Consider the following 21,304-nt stretch of genomic DNA (forward strand, 5'->3'; position numbering starts at 1 on the left):
ACAGGACCGTAATCCGGACACCCTATACACATTTAACCTGGTACATTTACTTTTTGCAGCGTTTCCATACTGCGGTACCGGTATGTCGCAGCGTTGTCCCGGGTTTCAGCCACGGTATTGCCCAGAATCTGGATTCCTTCTGAACGAAGTGCGTTTAGGAGGGATTTTTTTGTTATTAAATGCACAGGACATAAGGAAGGAGTACGGCATCCAGACCGTACTGGATATTGAAAAACTGGAAATTGAGGACGGGGAAAGGATTGGCCTTATCGGCCGCAACGGCGCAGGCAAATCCACCCTGTTCGGGGTATTGACAGGCAGGATTGCCTGCGATGAAGGGATTATCAGGCGAAACTGTGAAATCGCGGAAATCCTGCAGTCAGGGGATCCGGACGGTGAGCCGGACGGACGCTTCATCAGCCAGATGAAGCTTCGGGAAAGCGCGGTTAAGAGCGGGGGCGAGCGGACGCGCCTTGCCATTGCATCTGCATTTTCCAGACATGCTCCCCTGCTCTTTGCAGATGAACCCACTACGAACCTGGACGTGGACGGTGTGGAAATGCTGGAAAAGATGATGGCCGGTTACCGGGGCGCCATTCTTATGATATCCCATGACCGTACACTGCTGGACCGGGTATGCAACAAGATCTGGGAACTGGAGGACGGAAAAATACGGGTATTTGACGGCAATTATTCAGACTGGAGCCAGCAGAAAAACAGGGAACGGAATTTCCAGCAGTTTGAGTATGAACAGTACCAGAAAGAAAAACGGCACCTGGAAAAAGCCGCGGATGCCCTACAGCGGAAAGGCCAGACAATGGCAAAGCCGCCAAAGCGCATGGGCAGCAGCGAATGGATGCTCTACAAAGGCATTGCTTCCGTACAGCAGGGTCACGTCCAAAGCAACAAGGCAGCCGTCATCAGCAGGCTGGAACATCTGGAGAAAAAGGAAAAACCGGCCGAGCTTCCCCATGTATCCATGAAGCTGCCGGATGCAGGACGCATCCGCGCCAGATATGCGGCCACGGTCAGGGAACTGACTGTGAACTACGGTGACAACTATGTCCTGGATCATGCCACCCTCTACGTGGAATCCGGGAAGCGGACCTTCCTCACAGGAACCAACGGGGCAGGCAAGTCCACCCTGATCAAGGCCCTCCTTGAACATGCCCCAGGCACATTCATCACCTCAGAAGCCCGGGTCAGCTACTTTTCCCAGGACCAGGACACCCTGGACCCACAAAAGACCGTACTGGAAAATGTAACCGCGGACGCGGTCTATCCCCAGCATATATGCAGGGCCGTGTTATCCAACCTTTACATGAGCAGGGATGACATGTTTAAAGCCGTCAGCGTGCTTTCGGGCGGGGAGCGGGTGAAGACAGCCCTGGCCAAGGTACTGGTGTCGGGCTGTAATTTCATGATCCTGGATGAACCCACCAACCATATGGACATATATACCATGGAGGGACTGGAGCGTCTGCTGGAAAGCTATGACGGCACGCTTCTGGCTGTCAGCCATGACAGGACCCTGGTGGAACACCTGGCCGATGAGGTATTCCGGGTGGGGGATGGGACAGTGGCGCCTGTCCACAGATAGGGCCGCCCTCATCCGGCCCGCCGGGTGACCGGGCATGGATTCAGTATGTCATCACTGTCTGCGGCGTACTCCTGGCGTCATGGGAGCTGTGGTTTAAAAAATCAGCTTGTACAAAAGATCATGACATGTTATGATAATCTGAGATTTTTGAAAAAGAAGGTCACAATCATGATTAACCATAATTCAAGTGTTCCAATGTACCTCCAGATATCAAGGCAGCTGTCAGAGGCCATTCAGCAGGGCGAATACAATCCTGGAGACAAGCTGCCTTCCGAGAGTACCTTGTGCCAGCAGTATGATGTAAGCCGTATCACGGTACGCCAGGCCCTGAACCTGCTGATACAGCAGGACATGGCATTTTCCGTCCACGGGAAAGGCACCTTTGTAAAGCCGCCTGCCATTAACCACGAACTGAACAAAATCATCAGCTTTAGCCGGGTACTGCAGCAGAAAGGGCTGAAGGGCCACACGTGCATCCAGTCATTTTCCCCTGAGTTCCAGGATGAAGCAGCCCAAAGCCGTCTGGGCGGGACTGTATCCAACCTGAACCTGATTGGATACGCCACCCACACGCCGGTTGTATATTACCGTTCCTTCTTCCCCCCGGACATAGGGCAGCGTATGTGGCAGGCCGCCAAGGATGCAGAACAATCCGGCAACGCATTTTCAACCTATGACCTGTATGCCAGGATTGGCGTGGATATGTTCCGGGTGGAACAGAGCATCGGCGCTGTTAATGCTGATTCCGGGCTGGCACAAGTGCTGGAGCTGCCCAAGGATAAGGCACTGATTGTATTGGAATCCGTTTATTATGCCGCGGACGGCTCTGCCATGGAGTATAAACTGGGATATTACCGGTCCGATATATATTCCTTCCATCTGCAGCGGCAGCTATAGGACGGGGTCATAATTGAAAATTACATATCCTGTATGAAACAATCAGCCGTATCCAAAATCGTGGATACGGCCCTTTTTCTATGAATATAGCATAATCATATACAACTACCTGCAATAATGCCCCTTTTTAATTTCCCCATAACCTTGCGCAACCCTTCAAGCCCTGTTTTCGATATTACAAGTTGGATATAAAACACCAGACTTGTCATATCATTTGTGCATATATCACAATTTTATACTTGAAAAATTGGCACTCCCAAGTATTTAAATACAAATATCCATCTTGACATCACCATTTTTGTGTGCTATTCTTGGTATATCTTGTAATAACAAGTTATATCAACAACACATCTTAAAGGAGGATTACCATGGGAAAGGACACTCTGAGAATTATTTCCCCAAATGGACATTTGGGCTTTGCCCCCACAAAGGAAGGAAGTTTTTACATCGGTGCAGAAACAAAACCAGACTATTACTGCTGTGATTCCGGCAGTGACGATATCGGCCCGGTGCCTCTGGGTATGGACAAATGCGCCAGCCATCCGGACTGGCAGTATCATGACCTGGAATTAATGCTGCTGGCTTCACGCGAACAGGGTGTGCCCATGATCATCGGCTCCGCAGGCGATACCGGAACCAACAGCCGTGTGGATATGTATGTTGAGATGATCCGCGACATGGCGAAGAAGCATAATTTAAAGAAGTTCAAACTGGCTTATTTTTATTCTGAAGTGGATAAGGAATATCTCCGCAGGAAGATGCTGGCCGGTGAGACAATCGAAGGCCTGAACAGCCGTACCGACCTGACCATGGAGGAGCTGGACGCCACCACCAGGATTGTGGCCGTATCCGGGGTGCATCCATTCATCAAAGCCCTGGAGATGGGGGCGGATGTCATCATCGGCGGACGTACCAGTGATGCCTGCGTCTTTGCATCAGCTGCTATCTATGAAGGCTTCCCGGAGAACATCGCATATTACACAGGCAAGGTCCTGGAGTGCGCATCCTTCTGCTGCGAGCCTTACGGCGCCAAGGAATCCGTTATCGGAACCATCACAAAGGATGATGTGAAGGTTACCGCCATGGCACCGTTCCAGCGCTGTACCGTTGCTTCCGTGGCAGGACATGCGATGTATGAGCGGACCAACCCGTATTATGAATATGTGGCCGGAGGCTGCCTGGATATGAGCGAATGCGCATATGAACAGTTTGACGAAAAGACCTGCCGTATCACCAATCCGAAGTTCATACCAATTGAAGGAAGGGTTAAGGTAAAACTGGAAGGTTCCGGCTACATAGGAAAGCGCTACATGGGACTTGCAGGCGTGCGCGACCCATATACAATCAAGAACATTGACAAGGTAATCGACTGGGCCAAATCCCAGGTTGCAGAGCGCCATCCCGATGATAAATATGAGCTCAGCTACCGGATTTTCGGTAAGAACGGCGTCATGGGCGACATGGAACCAATTAAGGAAACCAAGTCCCATGAACTGTTAATCGTAGTGGAAGGCGTTGCGGATGACGATGCCCTGGCACAGGAAGTCACCCTGATCGGCATGCGCCAGATTTTCTACGCAAGGCTGCCTGAGGTTAAGGGAACCGCGGGAACTGCTGCATTTATCCTGGATGAAGTTACCAAGATTTCCGATGCCTATACCTGGACCATGGACCATACCGTGGAAGTGGATGACCCGTTGGAGCTGTTCCCTGTTTCCATGATTGAAATCGGTGAATAAAAGGAGGACGAAACTATGAAGACAATGAAACTTGTTGATTTGGCAAAAACAATCCGCAGCAAGAATGCCGGTACGGACCGAATCACCTTTGATATTATTTTCCGTGACCCGGAAAACTATGAACTGGTTAAAAAAAGCGGTGTGCTCAACCGTGCATTCGTGGCGGAACTGTTCGGTATACCGGACAGCCGTATTGCTGATTTCGTGGAATTTGACCCGGGTTACGCAATCAAATTCACCATCAACCGTCTGCGTCCCTCCGGTTCCTTTGGGGAGGGTGACATATTTGGCTGCCAACAGTATCCGCCTCTGCTGGACGTAGAAATCCCCGTGGAGTAAAGGCTGCATAAATTCTGAGTAGTTGCCGGCTGTACCAGGTTCTGTATTGTATAAATAACTGGTGACAACCGGCAATTTTTAAAATAAGAGAGGAGGAAAGCAATGCCAATCGAGCTTGTCTACCTGGCCGCGCTGCTAATCACCATCTGCATCTTCTTTATCGTCCTGAAACGTCCGATTTATGAAGGGATGCTGGCCGGCTTCATTGTCATGCTGGCCATGACCAACCAGTGGAGCCATGCATGGGAATTTGTATACAAGACATCCACCAACACCCTGTTTTACGCCATTGTAGCCTTCATGGTCGTGGCACAGATATTTACAGGGACCAAAGTAATCGATGCCTGTGTGGAAGTAGTCCTGTCCATCTTTGGACGCATTAAAGGCGGCACCGGTTATGTGGCGCTTCTTGTGTCCAGTTTCATGGGCGCCCTGTCCGGCAGCGCTGCGGGCAATGTGGCTGCCACCGGGGTCTTCACCATCCCTTCCATGAAACAAAGCGGCTTTCCCGACTACCTGGCCTCCAATATCTGTATGGCGTCCAGCACCATGGGAAACATGATTCCGCCTTCCGGCATCATCGTGGCTTCCTTTGGCATCCTGACAACCCTGTACGGGGATGAGAAGTACGCAATGTCCCAGTTCTGGCTGCTTATGTGGGGCATATCCCTCTGGTTCATCATCCAGCGCGCGCTGACCATCTTTTTCTTCTGTAAATACCACAAGATCCAGGCCCTGCCAGCCAGCCAGGTGCCAAAATTCGGTGACGCCATGCGAAGAGGCTGGCGCTCCATGATGATACCCGTGGTCATCCTCCTCCCCTTCCTTCTGGATGCCCTGTTAAAAGATAATTTCTTTACCAGCCGTCTCACCTCTGCCGGGGCATCCGCCCTGTCCGGCTGCGTACTGCTCTTTACCCCCGGCATCGCGGCAGTGTATGCCCTGTTCATCATCCGAAGGAACATGAAGGTGGGGCCAAAACAGATTGCAGCCCTTCTCCAGAAGGGAACCAAGTCCATTGTTCCGGTTGCAGCCACCATCTTTTTCGCCTACTGTATCAGCAACCTGTTTGAATCCCTTAACGTGGGGGCCAACATCGGCGCCATGATATCCGGATGGGGACTGGGACTGGTGCCCCTGGCCCTGATCATCCCGCTGTTTACCGCAGTCCTGGGCATGATACTTCCGGGCTCCTCCCAGGTAGCCATCTTCGGTACTGCCATTGTCTCTGTCATGGCAGGCGCAGGCGCCAACCCGTTCCTGATTGCAGGCCTGCTTCCCGTTATCTGCGGCGCAATGGAAGGCATGACCCCTCCCCTGGCCCTGTGTATGTATACCGCCATGGGGATCTCAGGCTCGGCCATGAAGGAAACCACCCAGAACTGCATTATCTGGTGTGTCCTGCATTATCTGCTCAGTGTTCTTTTCCTCATCGGAATCATCCCCACGCTGTGGGTTGTATAGGAGGTATCGGTATGAAAAAAGGTTCCCAAATACTTTACCAGCTCTTTGGCTGGGGCGCTTACATATCCATCTTTGCCGGAGCCGCCTGCTTTTTCGGTTTCGTCATTGCCCTTATCATTGGCGGCGGGACCGGCGCTGCCCTGGCTGTTATGATTAAAGGCACCTTCTTCCCGATGATCATTAAGCTGACCAGCATATCCGTGGCCCTTGGACTGATTGGCATGTACTTTGGAAAGGAACAGGCCCTGTCCATGACAGCGGACAAAAAGGAAGCAGAAGAAGACTTAAAGCGCAATCTGGACCAGGCCAATAAGAAAGATAAGAACGAAAAATAATACCAGGGAGCGGATATAAATGATTACTTTAGGACTACCCCATTTATCAGGCGCGCTGCTGACCTTATTCATCATGGCCGGGGTGGGAATCCACTCCGGCCGCCAGGTGAAGAATGCCAGCGACTTTGCAATCGGAGGCGGCAGGTCCTCCTCTGTCATGGTTGCAGGCGCCATTATCGGCACCCTGGTAGGAGGTTCCTCCACCGTGGCCACCTCGCAGCTGGCCTTCGAATATGGTTTCTCCTCCTTATGGTTCTGTCTTGGCGGCGGTATCGGTTGCCTGTTCCTGGCCCTGTTTTTTGCCAGGCCCATGCGCAAAAGCGGATACCTGACCTTACAGCAGATGATACAGCATGAATACGGCCATAAGGCCGGGCTTCTCACCTCTGTCCTGGGCGCGCTGGGCATATTTTTGAACATTATCGCACAGCTTCTGTCAGCCATGGCGCTGTTAGGAGCGCTTCTGCCCCTGCCTCCCTTCCTGTGCGCACTGCTGGTGGCGGGCCTCATGGTATGCTATGTGGTGTTCGGCGGGATGCGGGGCGCGGGAACCATCGGCCTTATCAAGACCGTCCTGCTCTATGCCTGCGCCATCCTGTGCGTGGCCATTGTATTCAGGAAAACCAGCGGCTTTAACGACCTGTATGAAAGCCTTCCGGCAGCACGTTACTTCAGCCTGTTTGCACGCGGCGCCGGGGTGGACGGCGGTGCGGCCCTGTCCCTGATGATCGGGGTCCTGTCCACACAGACCTATGCCCAAAGCGTTTTGTCAGCCAAGAGCAGCCGGGCGGCTGTTGAGGGCGCCCTGGCCAGCGCACTGTTAATCCCTCCCATCGGGCTGGGCGGGGTATATATTGGGATTTACATGAAAATGCTCTTCCCGGCCATGGACGCCGCCAGGACATTTCCCCAGTTCATCATGCTCTACATGCCTGGCTTCCTGGCAGGTATTTTCCTGGCAGTGCTTCTCATCGCCATCATCGGATGCGGGGCAGGCCTGACCCTGGGAATCAGCAGTATCATTACCAGCAACCTGGAATCCCCTCTGGGCCTTGACCGGAACGAGAGGAAAAAACTGGCCTGTACCCGGATTTCCATTGTGGCCGTGCTGCTTGCGGCCGTGGTCTTCACCATGGGGGACCTGCAGTCTGTCATCCTCCAGTGGAGCTTCATGTCCATGGGACTGCGTGGCGCGGTCCTGTTCCTGCCCATGTCCGGCGCCCTGTTCCTGCCCGGACGGATTCCCGCCAGATACGCGGTCCTGTCCATCATCGCAGGTCCCCTGTGTGTGCTGGCCGGGTCGGTGTTCATCCGCCTTCCCTTTGACCCTCTGTTTTTGGGGATGGGTGTTGGTCTGGTGATTATGGCGGCCGGGTATGTGGACGGGAGGAAAAACAGCGGTGATACCTGTTCCTGTGCCAGATAGCGGTTAAATGCAGACGGGTGTTGCAGAACCAGCATATCACACGGTTCTGCAACACCCTTTTATCCGGCGTATTTATACACGGTCATCCTGTCTGTCCATTCCATTCAGAAGCAGCCTGCAGTTGTTGTGGGACTTGTCCAGGGCCAATGTCCTTTCAAAGGATTCCCTGGCCTTTTCCATATTTCCAAGGCCAAGATTGCCAAGTCCGATTACATAATGGCAGTGGGCCATGTTCTTCCTGGTGAAGTCCTCATTATAAATCATAAGCTCAGGGTAGGACACTGCAAAATAATCAATCCTTACCTCGTCCCTCACATGCTGCTCGCCAAAATCAATCAGCTTATAGAACCTGGCATTTCCCTCTGCCTTTTTTCCAAGCCTGTACTTTGCCAGCCCCTGGTACAGTATCATATCGGCCGGCTGGTCGTAGTAGTACATCATACCAGCCACCTCGTCAGAGCCGACGGACGCTGCCTCGTAGTACTCAATGGCAGCCTTTTTATCCCCCATGGCCTCTGCCGTCACACCCAGGTAGTAATTGATATTATTATCTTTACTTCCTTCCAGCTTCCCTTCGCCCAGGTTTTCCGGATATACCAGCGCCTTCTTAAGCAGTTCATGGGCTTTGGCATAGTTATCCCTGGAAATCTCCCGTTTTGCCATTTCCACCAATGCGCTGACATACTGTGCCGCTGCCTTTCCTTCCCCGCCTTCCCAAGGGTGGAACTTCCGCTCCGTTAAAATCTTATATGCTTCCTCATGGTGTCCCACAAAATTCTTAAGGGTTATGTATTCAATGCATGCATCGTCCCGCTCCAGGGCTGTTTCCTTATATTTTTCGAAATATTCCAGACGCTGTCCAGGCGTATATTGAAGCTTTTTATGCAGCTGGTCCATTTCCAGGAACACACGGCTGTCTGTTGGGTCAAGGGCAAATGCTTTCTCAATCGCAGCCAGGGCCTTATCAGGCTCATCCATATGATTATAATATGCCAGTGAAAGGTTCCGCCAGACCGTGGGGAAATCCGGATTCTTCCCTGCACTCCGTTCCCATAATCCTGCTGCTTCCTCATACTGCCTTTTATCATAATACAGGTTTCCCAGATAATATGGGGCATAGGACGCATCCGGCAGGACCTCCATACAATCCCTGAGGACTTCGATATCCTCCAGTTTGTTCGGAAAACAGCAATAGGAATCACGCGCTTCCGCCTTTTGATACAGCGCCCTGACATCCTCTATGGGCATACCGCCCTTTTTCTCATAACAGGCAAGATAATAGCCGGACAGAGCATCCTCCCTGCAGGCATCGCAGTTCCTCAGCACATGGGCTGCTTCCTCATAAAATCCTGCCTCAGCGTAATCCCTGGCAAGCTGGAGGTAATTGCCGGGAAATCCGCGCATCCGGCCATTCAGGACAGCTGCCGCCTCTTCCCGTCCCTCTTCCCTCAAACCGTAAACCATCTCTGACAATGAGACATAGTCAAAGGGGTCAATGGCCAGGTTATCCCTGATCCACTCCCCTGCCTCCCGGGTCCTGCCAAGCTTCCTGAGGATGACCGCCTTAAGCCCCCTTGCCTTTATATTGTGCCAGTTCTTCACCAGACCCTTATCAACCAGCTCCAGCGCCTGCGCATACTGCTTTCTGATACACCCGATAACCCCAAGATAATAATAGCTCATCTCCTGCTGTTCATTGGACCAGGCAGCCTTATAAAAGGCATCATATGCCTGGTCATACTGCTTCTGGCAGAAAAGTCCCAGCCCCAGCTTATAATAGGCTTCACTGTCATAAGGATTGGGATTTTTCCATGTGAGCCGTTTGACCGCCTTCCTGAAGTATCCGCAGCTTTCTGCAAAAAGGCCCCTGGATAACAGCAGGCTGCCGTACGCCGTGTTAATCCTTATGTCGCCCGGGTCGCGTTTTAACCCTTCCAGATAATAATCATCCGGCAGATACGTGGCATGGCGGTACTGTTCAATATGCAGGCCTGTGAGGTAGAGTTCCTCATTGGTCATGATTTCCTCTGGGTCCTTGGCTGCTTCTGCGGGCGATGGAAGTTCCGGTATTTTTTCTTCAAGAGGCGTGTATGCCACAAGTATGTTTCCCTGTTCATCCAGTAGCCGTACCGTGTAATCCGTATCCTTCCCGCCCTTTAAGGCTGCTGAGGTTGTATATGCCTTTTCCGGGCTGACCGCAATAGTCTCCTTAAATATCCTCTCCCCCTTAAAAAGCACCTCCAGTCCGGCCGCCGGATGTTCTGAGGTTGTATAAACCGTAATCCTGCCCCGGCCATCCGAAACCTCAAAATTAACCGCCCCATGTATGGTAGCGTTCTTAACCGCCCCGACTCCCTTATAGGGCATGAAATACTGTCTGAATACCTTTTCCTCAAAAGGCTTCAGCCATGTGAAATCCGGCTGGTTGTCCGTGAACACGCCTGTCATCAGTTCAATGTACGGGCCGTCCTCATCTGTCAGGTTCCGGTCCCATGCCTTTCCGAAATCCCCGCATCCCCAGGTCCACTGCTTCTTCCCCGGCGATACATGATGGTCCGCCACATGAAGGACGCCAGCCCCCACGCCGTAGTCATACCCTCCCACAAAGTCAAATCCTGACTTCTCAGCCATATAGGAGGTGGGAACAGGGATGTTCTTATACCTGGAAATGTCAACGCCCTCACTGTAGTCATGCTTGTAATAGACCCCGGTAGCTATGGGGAACCTGGACACATCCCTTTTTCCATGGTCCATGACCGCATGGACATCCGGCGGAAAGATGGACTGGGTGTTGTCATTTACCGGAACAGCGGGATTGGCCCACCAGAGAAATGTCTGGGGCATATTGGTGCGGTTGTATAACTGGCCCGTTATCTCTATATACGCCTTATCCGGGTACAGGGTGAACTTGACAATCCCTTTTGTCCCATACATCTGGTCCACGTCATTGCAGAGCACGGATTTGGAACCGTCCGGGTTGTCTGAAAGCATACGGTCCACCTCCATGAAGGTGGTGGGCCTGTGATGCTGGGGCCAGTTGAATTCAATGCCTCCGCTGATCCACGGTCCCAAAAGTCCCACCAAAGCGGGCTTAATCACGTGATTGTAGTAAACAAAATCATACCCATTGGTTTTATCATAGGCCCGCTGGATACGGCCCCCAAGTTCCGGCAGTATCATGACCTTCAGGTATTTATTTTCCAAATAGACTGCCCTGTATGTCACGTCTTCTTTCTCATCATATATTTTTTCTATTACAGGATAAGGGTATACCTTGCCGCAGCTTCCCTGGTAAACCCTTTTTTCCAGAAACATGGGATTCTTATTGGGTTTCCCCACCTTGTAAGTGGGAATCACCACGGATTCCTCCCATACCTTGACTTCTCCATTCCCAATCATGTATACGCTCCTCCATGTGGTCATTAATCATATTCCATAAACATCAAATATCAAAAAACTTCCAGACCAAATATCTCAGCAACCGCCTTCATCTGGCAGGTTCTCTTACCCGTTGTCACAACCATGTGATGGGAACAGATATCCTCCATCAGTTTATATCCGTCCGGTACGCGTATCAGGCCGCCGTTGCGGCAATCAGAGCCAGGATACTGAACATACTCCTCCAGCACTGCTTTTTCCACAAACAGGCCGTTAAAATCAGAACGGAGTTTGCACAGGGTAATATCCCCTGTTTCCACCTCAGCATCAACCACAATGGAGTTTTCCCCCACTATGTTCCAGGAATGCCACCCCAAAACCGGCGGGCGCAGGGTCCATTTCTTTGCCATTGCCTGGGCCACACAGCCAAGATAACCGCAGTGTACCAGAAGGGCATGGTCATCCGGATCCGCCACATCAGGGAACTCCTGGATTTTTTCATGGGAAAGGGCGGGCATGCCTGACAGGAAGGGATAGATGTTTGTGGTGAACAGGGAACAGTCAATGGTGTTTCCTATGAGATATTCCGTCATAAGGGAGGATGTATCGCTTTCGCATACCCAGAAAATCCCCCGGTCCTGATACAGGAGGCTCCAGGCAAGGCAGGGTGTTGTCTCGCTGAAGAATCCCTCATTCAGGCAGTTGGCGCCGCAGCCCACCACGTCCCCCTCCGCATCCACCTCGTCGCGGATTGCCATGAACAGCTTGATTGCAGACAGGACCGGGCGCTCATAGGGGACCTCCTCATGGAAATCCCAGCGTTCCATCTCCTCCCTGGCCGCATCGTCAGGAATAAGCCTGGCCTTTTCCCCAAGGGCCTTATATGATTTATGTACAATGGTGATACCGAATTTCTCTTTCATGTCGCGGATACACTCATCATTCCACCAATAAAATATCTTAAACTGTTCCGGGATCAGTCCCTCTCCCTTTGAATCGTGGAATACCAGGAACTTCTGGTGTTTCATATCACGCTTAAGGGCCAGGGCCTTAAATACGGTTTTCGCCAGCTCCACACTGTGGGGGTTGAATACCTGAAGGCCCTTCTGCTTCATATACGCCACTGCTTCCCAGTCAAACATCAGCGATACCCCCACCGTGGTGGTAAGCACGATGGACGGCACATGGATGGTCCTTAACAGCTTGTCCATTTCCGTATATACATTGGTCCACATAACCGGGAACAGCACAGCATCCACATCCTCAGGCAGTTCATCGCCAGCCGTCCGCGGCTCCAGAAAGCTCACTTCCTCCTGATATATTTCCTTTAAAGCATCCAATATCCTGTAAAATTCCTTTTCGTCCGCATCCTGGAAACGCAGCGGCACGATATTCGCCTTCATCTTCCTCATTACGGTTTCCTCCTTGCTATGATGATTACTTATAGAACCTTGCAATACTCAACTTTTTCCCCGCCAGGGGAGTACACCAGGAAATATGCAAATCCATTTTCCCAAAATTCCGGCACCTGTTCGATTCCTTCTATGATTTCCATACCGCATGCCTTTGCCTCTTCAAATTCCGTTTCCAGGTCCTCCACCTCATAGGCAATGTGGTCAATCCTGCCTCCATTTTTTTCTATCTCTTCTGCTTCACCGCTTCCCTTGGGACGTTCTATCAGTTCACAGAGTACCCCGCTTTCCGGGGAATATACAAAAATCACACGGCTTCCTGACGCCATGAACTCAGCCTTTTTACGGAAACCGGATTTCCCTGTGTACCATCCGGCTGCCGCATCCACATCCGGCACCAGGATTCCTATATGCTGCAAACCCTTTATCTTAACCATAAAATCCTCCTTGTTTAACCTTATTATCCTTTGACTGCTCCGGCCACGGCGCCGCCCTCAATCTTTTCCTGGAACAGCAGGTAAATGATGAGTATGGGCACGATGGACATGACGATAGCTGCGAACATGGGACCGTAGCTGGTAAAGCGCTCCCCCTGAAGGCCCAGAAGGCGGACGGAGATTGTCTTCATGGCCTTGCTGGTCAGCAGCGTGTTGGCAAACACCAGCTCATTGTATACTGCCAGAAACGCCATGATCGCGCCTGTGAATATACCCGGCTTGGCTATGGGGAATATGATCCTGAACACAATGCCGAACGTGCTGCATCCATCCATGATGGCCGCCTCATCCAGCTCCTTGCTGATACTGGTGATAAAACCAGTTATCAGATAAAAGCTCATGGGGAAATTAATTGCCGCATACAGGAAAATCATGGGCAGGTATCTGTCCCTTAAGTGAAACGTGGTAAACATGGTCACAATGGGGATCAGCATGGCATAGGGCGGGATCATCAGGCCCAGCAGATAATACAGCCGCAGGAACCCTGTACATTTTAAAAGCTTCCTTGCCACCACATATGCCGCCATGGTCACCAACAGTATGACTACCACACAGGCGCCGATGGAAAACAAAAATGAGTTGGCTACCGCCCTGATGATCTGCACATCAAAGACAGCCGAGATATAGTTCCCCCATTCCACGGCGGACGGCATGGCAAACATGGTGTTCCATATCTCATTATTATTCTTAAATGAAGATATCACCGTAAAATAAACAGGATAAATAAAAACAGCGCTGAACAATACCGCCAATATCCAGTAGATAACCTTACCTATGGAACATTTCTTCATGGCCTTACCTCCTAATCATCCTGATTGGCTTTTGCAAACAATCCGGTCAGCAGCACGCTGGCAAGGAATGACGCCACAATCAGGAATGAACCCATGGCATTGGAATAACCGTAGTTATTGTATGTAAAAGCATTCTTGTACAGCAGGGTCCCGAATACCTCAGAAGCATTTCCAGGGCCGCCTCCCGTGGTGACATAGACCATTTCAAAGGTGGTGATGGAACCGATGATGCAGTTTAAGGTAAATATCTGGAAACTGTTCTTCAGCATGGGGAATGTTATATACTGGAACTTCTGCCAGGGCGTAACCCCGTCTACCACGGCTGCTTCATAAATATCCTTCGGGATACCGGTCAGGCCCGCTGAAAATATCAGCATATTAAAACCGGCATAGGTCCATGCGTTAATAAATGTAATGGCGTAGATGGCGTATGTCTTACTGCCCAGCAGGTTTACATTGATATCATGAAATCCAATGGATTCCATAAGGGTTGCCACGGGGCCGCCCTCAGGATACAGCAGGAAATACCACATAAGCGCTATGGCTGTACGGCTGATGACCTGGGGCATGAAATAACTTGTCTTTAAAAAACGCTTTCCCCTGCCTTCTGACTGGATTACCGATGCCAGGAACAGCGAAACAGGAAGGATCAGGATAAAACCGGACAGTACAAAAATCCCAACATTGGTCAGGGCCGTAAAGAACTTCGGGTCCTTGAACAAGGCCGTATAATTCCTCAGCCCGATATACTGAAGCGGTGAATTCGGTATTCCGTTCCATTTAAAAAACGACAGGCGGAACACGGAAACCATCGGATATATGAATACACAAGAATAAAGCAGGAACGCCGGCAGGCTGAGAAGCACACACTCCATCCTGCGCCGCCTGTTTGTCACGCCATTCAAATGCGGACACCCCCTTTTGTAATTTTGACGGGAGGTTTTCCTCCCGTCATACCGTATGCCTGATATAGCTTTGCGCAGATTTTTGGACTCCGGCTACTGCATTGCATCGTAGGCCTCAACCTCGGCCTGGATGCGGTCCGCAATATCGTCTGCGGAATCGCCTGCAAATATGGTCGTGACTTCCGTCCTGACCGTATCCAAAAGGGAGGTCATGGGCGAAAACTGTTCGATTTCACCTATCATATTGGTCGCCCTGGAATAATACTCATTAAATTCCGTTGTCAATGGATCTGCTTCTATTGTCTCGTCAAATTTCACAGGGAATGTTCCGCCGCCCTGCTGTACCTCGTACAGTCCCTGCCAGTACTCCTGGGAAGTAAAGAACTTAAGCACCCTCACGGAAGCCTCATAATTGTCATCCCCTGGTTTGGCTGTCATGGACATGAAATCATCCGGTCCGCCCATCCACTCATCCTTAAATTCCGGCTTGGACTCAAAGTACGGGAATCCTTTGCATACAATGTCAGATGCATTCTCAAACTCATTTACAGTGGCAATGTTCCATGAACCTGAGAAAATGATGGCAGCCTCCCCGCTCTCCAGTTTCGCCAGCTCCCCATTGGCATCATATGCCAGGTTGTTGCTTCCAAAAATCCCTTCATCGTACCATTTTTTCATCATGTCAATTAATACAACCGTTTCCGGGCTGTTCCATGCCGTATCCCCGTTGATTAAATCTGTCTTCAGCTGGTCCCCATAATACTTCATGGAAAGCGCTGTCAGGAAATGTCCTGCCCTGTAGTTATCCTTTGCGCCAAACGCCATCGGGATATATCCATTATCAATCAGGATTGGCGCAGCCTTCTCAATTGCCTCCCAGTTTTCCGGAAGCTCCATATTCAGCTTGTCAAACAACGCCTTGTTATAGAAACAGCAGACCCCATAAGGTGCATTGGGGATTCCATAAATACCTTCCACACCATAATCACTGTAGTCCACCGGTGCAAACAGGGCATCGATATAGTCCTCAGTCCATGCCGGATCCTCATCCATTAATCCGGAAAGGTCCGCCAGCACCCCGTTCTTCACATAGTCCAGGTTTGCCGCGTATCCAAGGAAGTTAAATACCTCGATGGGGTCGCCCGCTGCAACAGATGTCTTAAATAATGTATCATGGGATTCCTCATCTGAAATGGAAACATCCTCTAAAAGAATGTCAGGATTCTCTTCCTGGAATTTTGCGACCATATCCATAAAATATTTTTCACGTACACTATCAGGATTGCTGAACCGTGTCAGGATCCTTACCTTAACCGCGTCCTTATCCGTGGCTGACGTCTGGGCCTCTGTCCCCGCAGCAGTGGTCCCGCCCGCCTGTGTGCCGGTATTGCCTGATGGATCCGCCTTTTGGCATCCTGCTAAAAGTGAGCATGCAAGCGCTGATGCAATGAGCATTCCTGTAATTTTTCTTTTCATATCCCCTTCTCCTTCATCATTGTACACATTGTATTTAACCCTTCTAAATCGCCATGGCTTTTTGTGATAAATTAATAATATACAATTATACATCAAACTTCCATGGAGTATTTTTGTACATTTTGGTAAATTTTTTATAGCAGCCCTTGCGTACAGTTATCTGATTGGTTATACTATATCCATGAATTCTTTACGGCTTCTGCCGATGTTAATAATCTTCCAGCTGTCCCGGAGGTTTTAACAGGACAGTCTTTGGTACCGCATCCGGTACTGTTTGGGCCTCTTCGGCCAGAATATCAGTGTGTTACAAATCCAGCGTGTCAGGGAATGCCTCAGAATACCTATTGAAGATGAGGGGCGTTTTTATTATAATGGAAGGAGAAGAGAATGGATAAAAGGAAGCTTCAATGGCATCCGGCGTTCTTTGCCGTGCTGCAGATTGAACTTGGAAAAGACAGGAACTACCTGAGGTTCTATGCGGAGTATAATCTGACCCGCAAACCACTGCAGATTGATGTCCTGGTGGTTAAGGAAGAATCCTGCAGGGAAATACAAAAGAACATCGGCCGTATATTCCGCCGGTATAACGTGGTTGAATATAAAGCCATGAAGGATTACGTCAATGTTAATGACTTCTACAAAGTAATGGGGTATGCATGTATCTTCCAATCCAACACGGAACGGGTTATGGAAATCCTGCCGTCAGACGTGACAGTGACGCTGGCCGGTGAGCATTTTCCCCGAAAGCTTTCAACGTATCTGAGGAATGCCTATGATGTGGATATGGAGATGGAGTATCCGGGAATCTACTATATCCGTGGCCTTTTGTTCCCAGTGCAGGTCCTGGTCATAAGGGAACTGTCAAAGGAAGATAATATGTGGCTGAGCCGGCTGAGAAGCGGACTTTCGCTGCATGAGGATATCGAGATACTGGCAAATGCATATAAAGGAATGGAACGTAATCCGTTATATGAAACAGCCATGGATTTAATCATCCGGGCAAATTGGGAAACATATCAGGAGGTGCGGGAAATGTGTGACGCTTTAATGGAATTGTTTGCAGATAAACTGGAGGAACGGGAAATACTCGGAATAGAAAAAGGCATCCAGAACGGGCTGCGCCAAGGTGTCATGAAGGGGGAATACACAAAGCTGATAACGCTGGTAATGCGGAAAGTAGGGAAGGGACAGGCAGCAGTCAAAATCGCAGAGGACCTTATGGAACCGCTGCCCGTGATTGAGGGGATATATAATCTGATACTCCATAATCCTGGAATCAGTGCAGAACAGATATATAACAAGCTTACCCATCCGGGGGATAATGGCTGATTCCCTAAGTCCGTATCCTCCTGGAATCCGAAAACTTCCTGATCTGCATAGGGGACAGCCCATACTGGCGTTTAAAGCACCGGCTGAAATAATATTCGTCATGATACCCAACCATCTCGGCAATATCCTTTACATCATATTCAGATTCCAGCAGCAGTTCCCTGGCGCCCTCCATCCTGACCATGGTAAGATACTGGACCATGGTCACGCCCATGGTCTTTTTAAATATTCCGCTCAGGTAGGAAGGCGAAACACACATGGACTCCGCAATCTGGGTCTGGGTCATCCCGGGGTCCCTGTAATTGTCCCTGATATATCCGCAGGTTTTCTCCACAACCGGCAGGCTCCTGCTTTCCAGGGAAAGCCTTATCTCCCCTTCCAGAAGAGTGTAGATCACATTCCCGCACCATTCCTCCATCTCTTCCATATCCGACATATTATCAAGCACCTGTTCCGCCCCATGACGTCCATTGAGAAGGCGCCTGATATCCAGTTCAGAAACCACACCCGCATCCACCATCTCCATGAAAAGCCGGTTCACGTTCATGACCACACATTCAAAGTTCACACAGCGGTCCGTCATTTCCTTAAAGATTCTCCGTATGATTTCCTGACAGCCCTTAAAATTGTTTTTCGTTATGTGATACTGAAGGTCCTTCAGCTCCTGATTGGGGATTTTATAATATATATTCTTCCTATCCTTTACCACCTGGTAGGAAAGGGTTTTTTCCTTCAGGATCTTAGCGTTGTTTAAAGCTGAAAAAGCTTCTGCATACGCATTCCCCATCTGTGCGGTGCCACTATGCAGAAGGCTGATACCGCACTGTACACTGCCTCCGGTATTTTTACATAAAACATCTGTCAGCTTTTCGATTTCCTGTTTCCATATGATTGTCCTTCCGTCATGGTTCGAGGAAAGGATTAAAATCATATAATCCTCATATATATCACAGACAGCCAGGCAGGGCTGATTCCCAATCACACCCCTGCAGCCTTCCTGTACGATTTCTACCTGTTTTGAAGGTTCCACATGTTCCTTCAGGAACAGATCCATGCGCAGCAGTATGATCCTGTATGCATCTTCATCACATATGCCCGCTTCCCCCAAGGACTCCCTTATAAGTTCCTCCAAATCCTGTCTGGAGGCGTCATGGAGATAATCGCTGAAGATCTTGGCCTGCAGTACCGCATCCATATAATCCTTCTTTTTCTCCAGTTCGTTAAACAGGACTGCCCGGCTGTTTTCCTTTTCGATTTTTATGTGAAGTTTCTTCAGGACCGCTATGAACTCTTCTTCATGGATGGGCTTCAGGATATAATCATAAACCCCGTATTGGATTGCCTGCTGCGCGTATTTAAAATCGCTGTGGCCTGTAAGAAAGATAATATGGGTCTGATACTGCAGTTCCCGGATTTTTTTAACCAGGTCAATCCCATTCATGCCAGGCATGGCAATATCCACAATGGCCAGGTCATATTGCTTCTGTGCAAAAAGCTCCAGGGCACCTGCCCCATCCCCTGCCTCGTCTTCAATTTCATACCCCATGGCTTCCCAATCAAATCCCAGAATAATTCGCTTCCGGATCAGCATTTCATCATCCACAACCATTACCTTGAGCATTCCCATTCCCCCTGATTTTACTATTTACCTAAAAGCGTGTTTGTAAATTCATTCCATTGCGGGAAGTTCAATCCTGATTCTGGTTCCCCGCTGCTGCCCCACGATGGATATTCCATATTCCCTGCCAAAATAAAGTTTAATCCGTTCATCCGTATTGGCCAGTCCGAAGCTCTCCATATGGAACCCCTTCTCCCTGTCCCTGTCATTTAAACAATCCATCCCAATCCCTTTTCCGTTATCGCTGATTTCCAGTATCACCTTATGATCCTCCAGCCTTCCTGCAATACAGATCATTCCTCCTGACGGCATCTGGTCAAAGCCATGATGGATGGCATTTTCCAAAATCGGCTGCAGCGTCAGCTTATTGATGCTCTGCTTTTTAACTGGTTTAGGACAGTCAATCACATACTTAAATTTATCCGGATGGCAGATTTTCATGATTTCCAGATAATTGACCGCAATATCCAATTCCTTTTCGATGGAAATAATCTCCTTGCCTTTATTCAGCACCCCTCTGTAAAAACCGGACAGAAGGCTGATGGTATGGATTGCAGTCCGTTTATCATCCATCACGATAAGGCCGCAGATACTTTCCAGGATATTATAGAAAAAGTGGGGGGTCATCTGCATCTGGATCAATGATAGCTCTGATTCCCTCTTTTCCTCCTCCTTTTCAATGATTTTTTCCATGAGCAATTCGGTTTTGTCAACCATCCGGTTGAACTCGTTGGCCAACGTGCCAATCTCCCCGCCATCCTTAACATGGACACGCTGGTTATAATCGCCTTTTCCGATATCAACGATTGTGTTGGTGATTTTACTAAGGGGCTTTGTGATGGATGCAATCAATATCCTGGATATGTACAGATTGCCAAACAGCAGCAGTATGCCTATCATTATATCGATGAATGCGTACAGCTGTACATCGCGCATGTATGTGTATGTCGGCACCTCGTCCACTATCCTCCAGCCAAATTCAGCATACTGTTTCTGAAAGAAAATATTCTTCCTGGTCTTTAATATCTGCATCCCATCCTCCGGCTGTTCCTGATTCAGACGTGCATACCAGTTCTCTGTGGCCAGGTTCCTGTAAAGCATGTGAGGCTCCCCTGCGGACAGGACGCAGTCCCCGCTTACAAGATAAATACTGCTTCCGTTTTCCATGATGGGCCTGTAAAGCTCCTTAATGGCTTCGTTGGGTATCTCCAGTTCCGCCACGCCAATCAGCTGTCCCTTGTTCTTATTGTAAACCTTGCGCAGGTAGCTGATACAGTCTTTAAAATCGTTTTCCTTTTTCTTCCTCCATGGGCTTTTATGGATAAACGCAACAGATTCATTCTTATCTGAATCCAGGAAATCCCTGACCCGTTCCTGCTGCTGCAGAAGGTATCCCTGGGATTCTATCAGACGGTCATCCGCATAGCAGTTTCCATTCAGGTCGTAAAATGCAATGGTATTGTATTCCGGCCTTTGCCCTATGGTGCTCATGATGGTGCCCTGCATCAGTTTGTATTTGCGGTATTGGACCGCGGTGTCTGATGACAGGAATTCTTCGGAATCGGACAGGAGGGTCTGGCAGCTGTCACTGACCAGAACGGACACCGCATCATTGCGGATTCCGTTAAAGAACATCTCCAGTTCCTTTTCAAGCATGGTAATGTCCTTTTCATGATCCAGCTTTGTCTTGTTGAACAGCTGGTTCTTCATGATTACGAATACGCTTCCAACAAACACCGCATTGGACAGGATGCTGAGCATGGTAATCACAATGATGATCCTCTTCGTAATGCTTTGACGGTAAAACCTGTACTTTAGCTGTTTAATCAATCCCTTCATACGCTTTCCCCCGCCTTAAATGCTGTATGTGCAGACCCCGATATTAAATCTTACTATACGGTATTTCCTGGATTTTTACAAGTCCGGGGATGGTCCCACTGCATAAGCCGGATCATAGCAGATGGTTTACGGCGGCCAAATACCATAATACCAAGCTTCACTCCTTGTCAAATAATGCCGTAATTTTTTTACGGATGACCGTTGCGCATGGTCATTAAATTGGTTATACTGTACTCATGGAATAGGTTAATCATTATAA

Annotated in this window: 16 protein-coding genes; 8 read left to right on the top strand and 8 right to left on the bottom strand. The window is 49.6% G+C overall.

Going from position 1 to position 21,304, the window contains the following annotated elements:
* Positions 1-169 precede the first annotated feature (169 nt).
* The 7 genes from abc-f to LK536_RS35125 all read left to right on the top strand — a co-directional run bounded on the left by abc-f (position 170) and on the right by LK536_RS35125 (position 7,800).
* A complete protein-coding gene (gene abc-f / locus LK536_RS35095) occupies positions 170-1,600 on the top strand; it encodes a ribosomal protection-like ABC-F family protein (protein ID WP_227794652.1) in 1,431 nt (476 codons plus the stop codon).
* A gap of 168 nt (positions 1,601-1,768) precedes the next feature.
* Positions 1,769-2,497, top strand: a complete 729-nt coding sequence (locus LK536_RS35100) for a GntR family transcriptional regulator (protein WP_008723562.1) — start codon at positions 1,769-1,771, stop codon at positions 2,495-2,497.
* 368 nt (positions 2,498-2,865) lie between these two features.
* Complete coding sequence (locus LK536_RS35105; RefSeq protein ID WP_025484478.1) at positions 2,866-4,236, top strand: acyclic terpene utilization AtuA family protein; 1,371 nt, start codon at positions 2,866-2,868, stop codon at positions 4,234-4,236.
* A gap of 15 nt (positions 4,237-4,251) precedes the next feature.
* A complete protein-coding gene (locus LK536_RS35110) occupies positions 4,252-4,575 on the top strand; it encodes a DUF4387 domain-containing protein (RefSeq protein WP_008723558.1) in 324 nt (107 codons plus the stop codon).
* A gap of 102 nt (positions 4,576-4,677) precedes the next feature.
* Complete coding sequence (locus LK536_RS35115; RefSeq protein ID WP_025484481.1) at positions 4,678-6,039, top strand: TRAP transporter large permease subunit; 1,362 nt, start codon at positions 4,678-4,680, stop codon at positions 6,037-6,039.
* An 11-nt stretch (positions 6,040-6,050) separates the two neighbouring features.
* Entirely contained in the window at positions 6,051-6,374 is a 324-nt protein-coding gene (locus tag LK536_RS35120; protein ID WP_227794653.1) for a hypothetical protein, read from the top strand.
* Positions 6,375-6,393: 19 nt separating this feature from the next.
* The gene (locus tag LK536_RS35125; protein WP_120057398.1) at positions 6,394-7,800 is read left to right on the top strand and encodes a sodium:solute symporter family protein; all 1,407 of its coding nucleotides are present in this window, start codon (positions 6,394-6,396) and stop codon (positions 7,798-7,800) included.
* 72 nt (positions 7,801-7,872) lie between these two features.
* On the opposite strand, the gene LK536_RS35130 is transcribed toward LK536_RS35125, so the two are convergent.
* From LK536_RS35130 to LK536_RS35155, 6 genes are all read right to left on the bottom strand, one after another.
* Positions 7,873-11,199, bottom strand: a complete 3,327-nt coding sequence (locus tag LK536_RS35130) for a DUF5107 domain-containing protein (RefSeq protein WP_227794654.1) — start codon at positions 11,197-11,199, stop codon at positions 7,873-7,875.
* Positions 11,200-11,249: 50 nt separating this feature from the next.
* On the bottom strand, positions 11,250-12,590 hold the full coding sequence (locus tag LK536_RS35135) for a hypothetical protein (protein ID WP_227794655.1): 1,341 nt from the start codon (positions 12,588-12,590) through the stop codon (positions 11,250-11,252).
* A 29-nt stretch (positions 12,591-12,619) separates the two neighbouring features.
* Positions 12,620-13,027, bottom strand: a complete 408-nt coding sequence (locus LK536_RS35140; protein ID WP_008723548.1) for a VOC family protein — start codon at positions 13,025-13,027, stop codon at positions 12,620-12,622.
* Between the two features lie 23 nt (positions 13,028-13,050).
* Entirely contained in the window at positions 13,051-13,878 is an 828-nt protein-coding gene (locus tag LK536_RS35145) for a carbohydrate ABC transporter permease (RefSeq protein ID WP_227794656.1), read from the bottom strand.
* 11 nt (positions 13,879-13,889) lie between these two features.
* A complete protein-coding gene (locus LK536_RS35150) occupies positions 13,890-14,774 on the bottom strand; it encodes a carbohydrate ABC transporter permease (protein WP_227794777.1) in 885 nt (294 codons plus the stop codon).
* 102 nt (positions 14,775-14,876) lie between these two features.
* On the bottom strand, positions 14,877-16,259 hold the full coding sequence (locus tag LK536_RS35155; protein ID WP_227794657.1) for an ABC transporter substrate-binding protein: 1,383 nt from the start codon (positions 16,257-16,259) through the stop codon (positions 14,877-14,879).
* A gap of 387 nt (positions 16,260-16,646) precedes the next feature.
* Between LK536_RS35155 and LK536_RS35160 the strand changes: the two genes are divergently transcribed.
* Complete coding sequence (locus tag LK536_RS35160) at positions 16,647-17,588, top strand: hypothetical protein (RefSeq protein WP_227794658.1); 942 nt, start codon at positions 16,647-16,649, stop codon at positions 17,586-17,588.
* A gap of 4 nt (positions 17,589-17,592) precedes the next feature.
* On the opposite strand, the gene LK536_RS35165 is transcribed toward LK536_RS35160, so the two are convergent.
* Both LK536_RS35165 and LK536_RS35170 read right to left on the bottom strand, forming a co-directional pair.
* Positions 17,593-19,209, bottom strand: a complete 1,617-nt coding sequence (locus tag LK536_RS35165; RefSeq protein WP_227794659.1) for a response regulator transcription factor — start codon at positions 19,207-19,209, stop codon at positions 17,593-17,595.
* Between the two features lie 48 nt (positions 19,210-19,257).
* The gene (locus LK536_RS35170) at positions 19,258-21,045 is read right to left on the bottom strand and encodes a sensor histidine kinase (RefSeq protein ID WP_025484493.1); all 1,788 of its coding nucleotides are present in this window, start codon (positions 21,043-21,045) and stop codon (positions 19,258-19,260) included.
* Positions 21,046-21,304: the final 259 nt, after the last annotated feature.

Source organism: Clostridium pacaense (assembly GCF_020709765.2).
GTDB classification, from domain to species: domain Bacteria; phylum Bacillota; class Clostridia; order Lachnospirales; family Lachnospiraceae; genus Enterocloster; species Enterocloster hominis.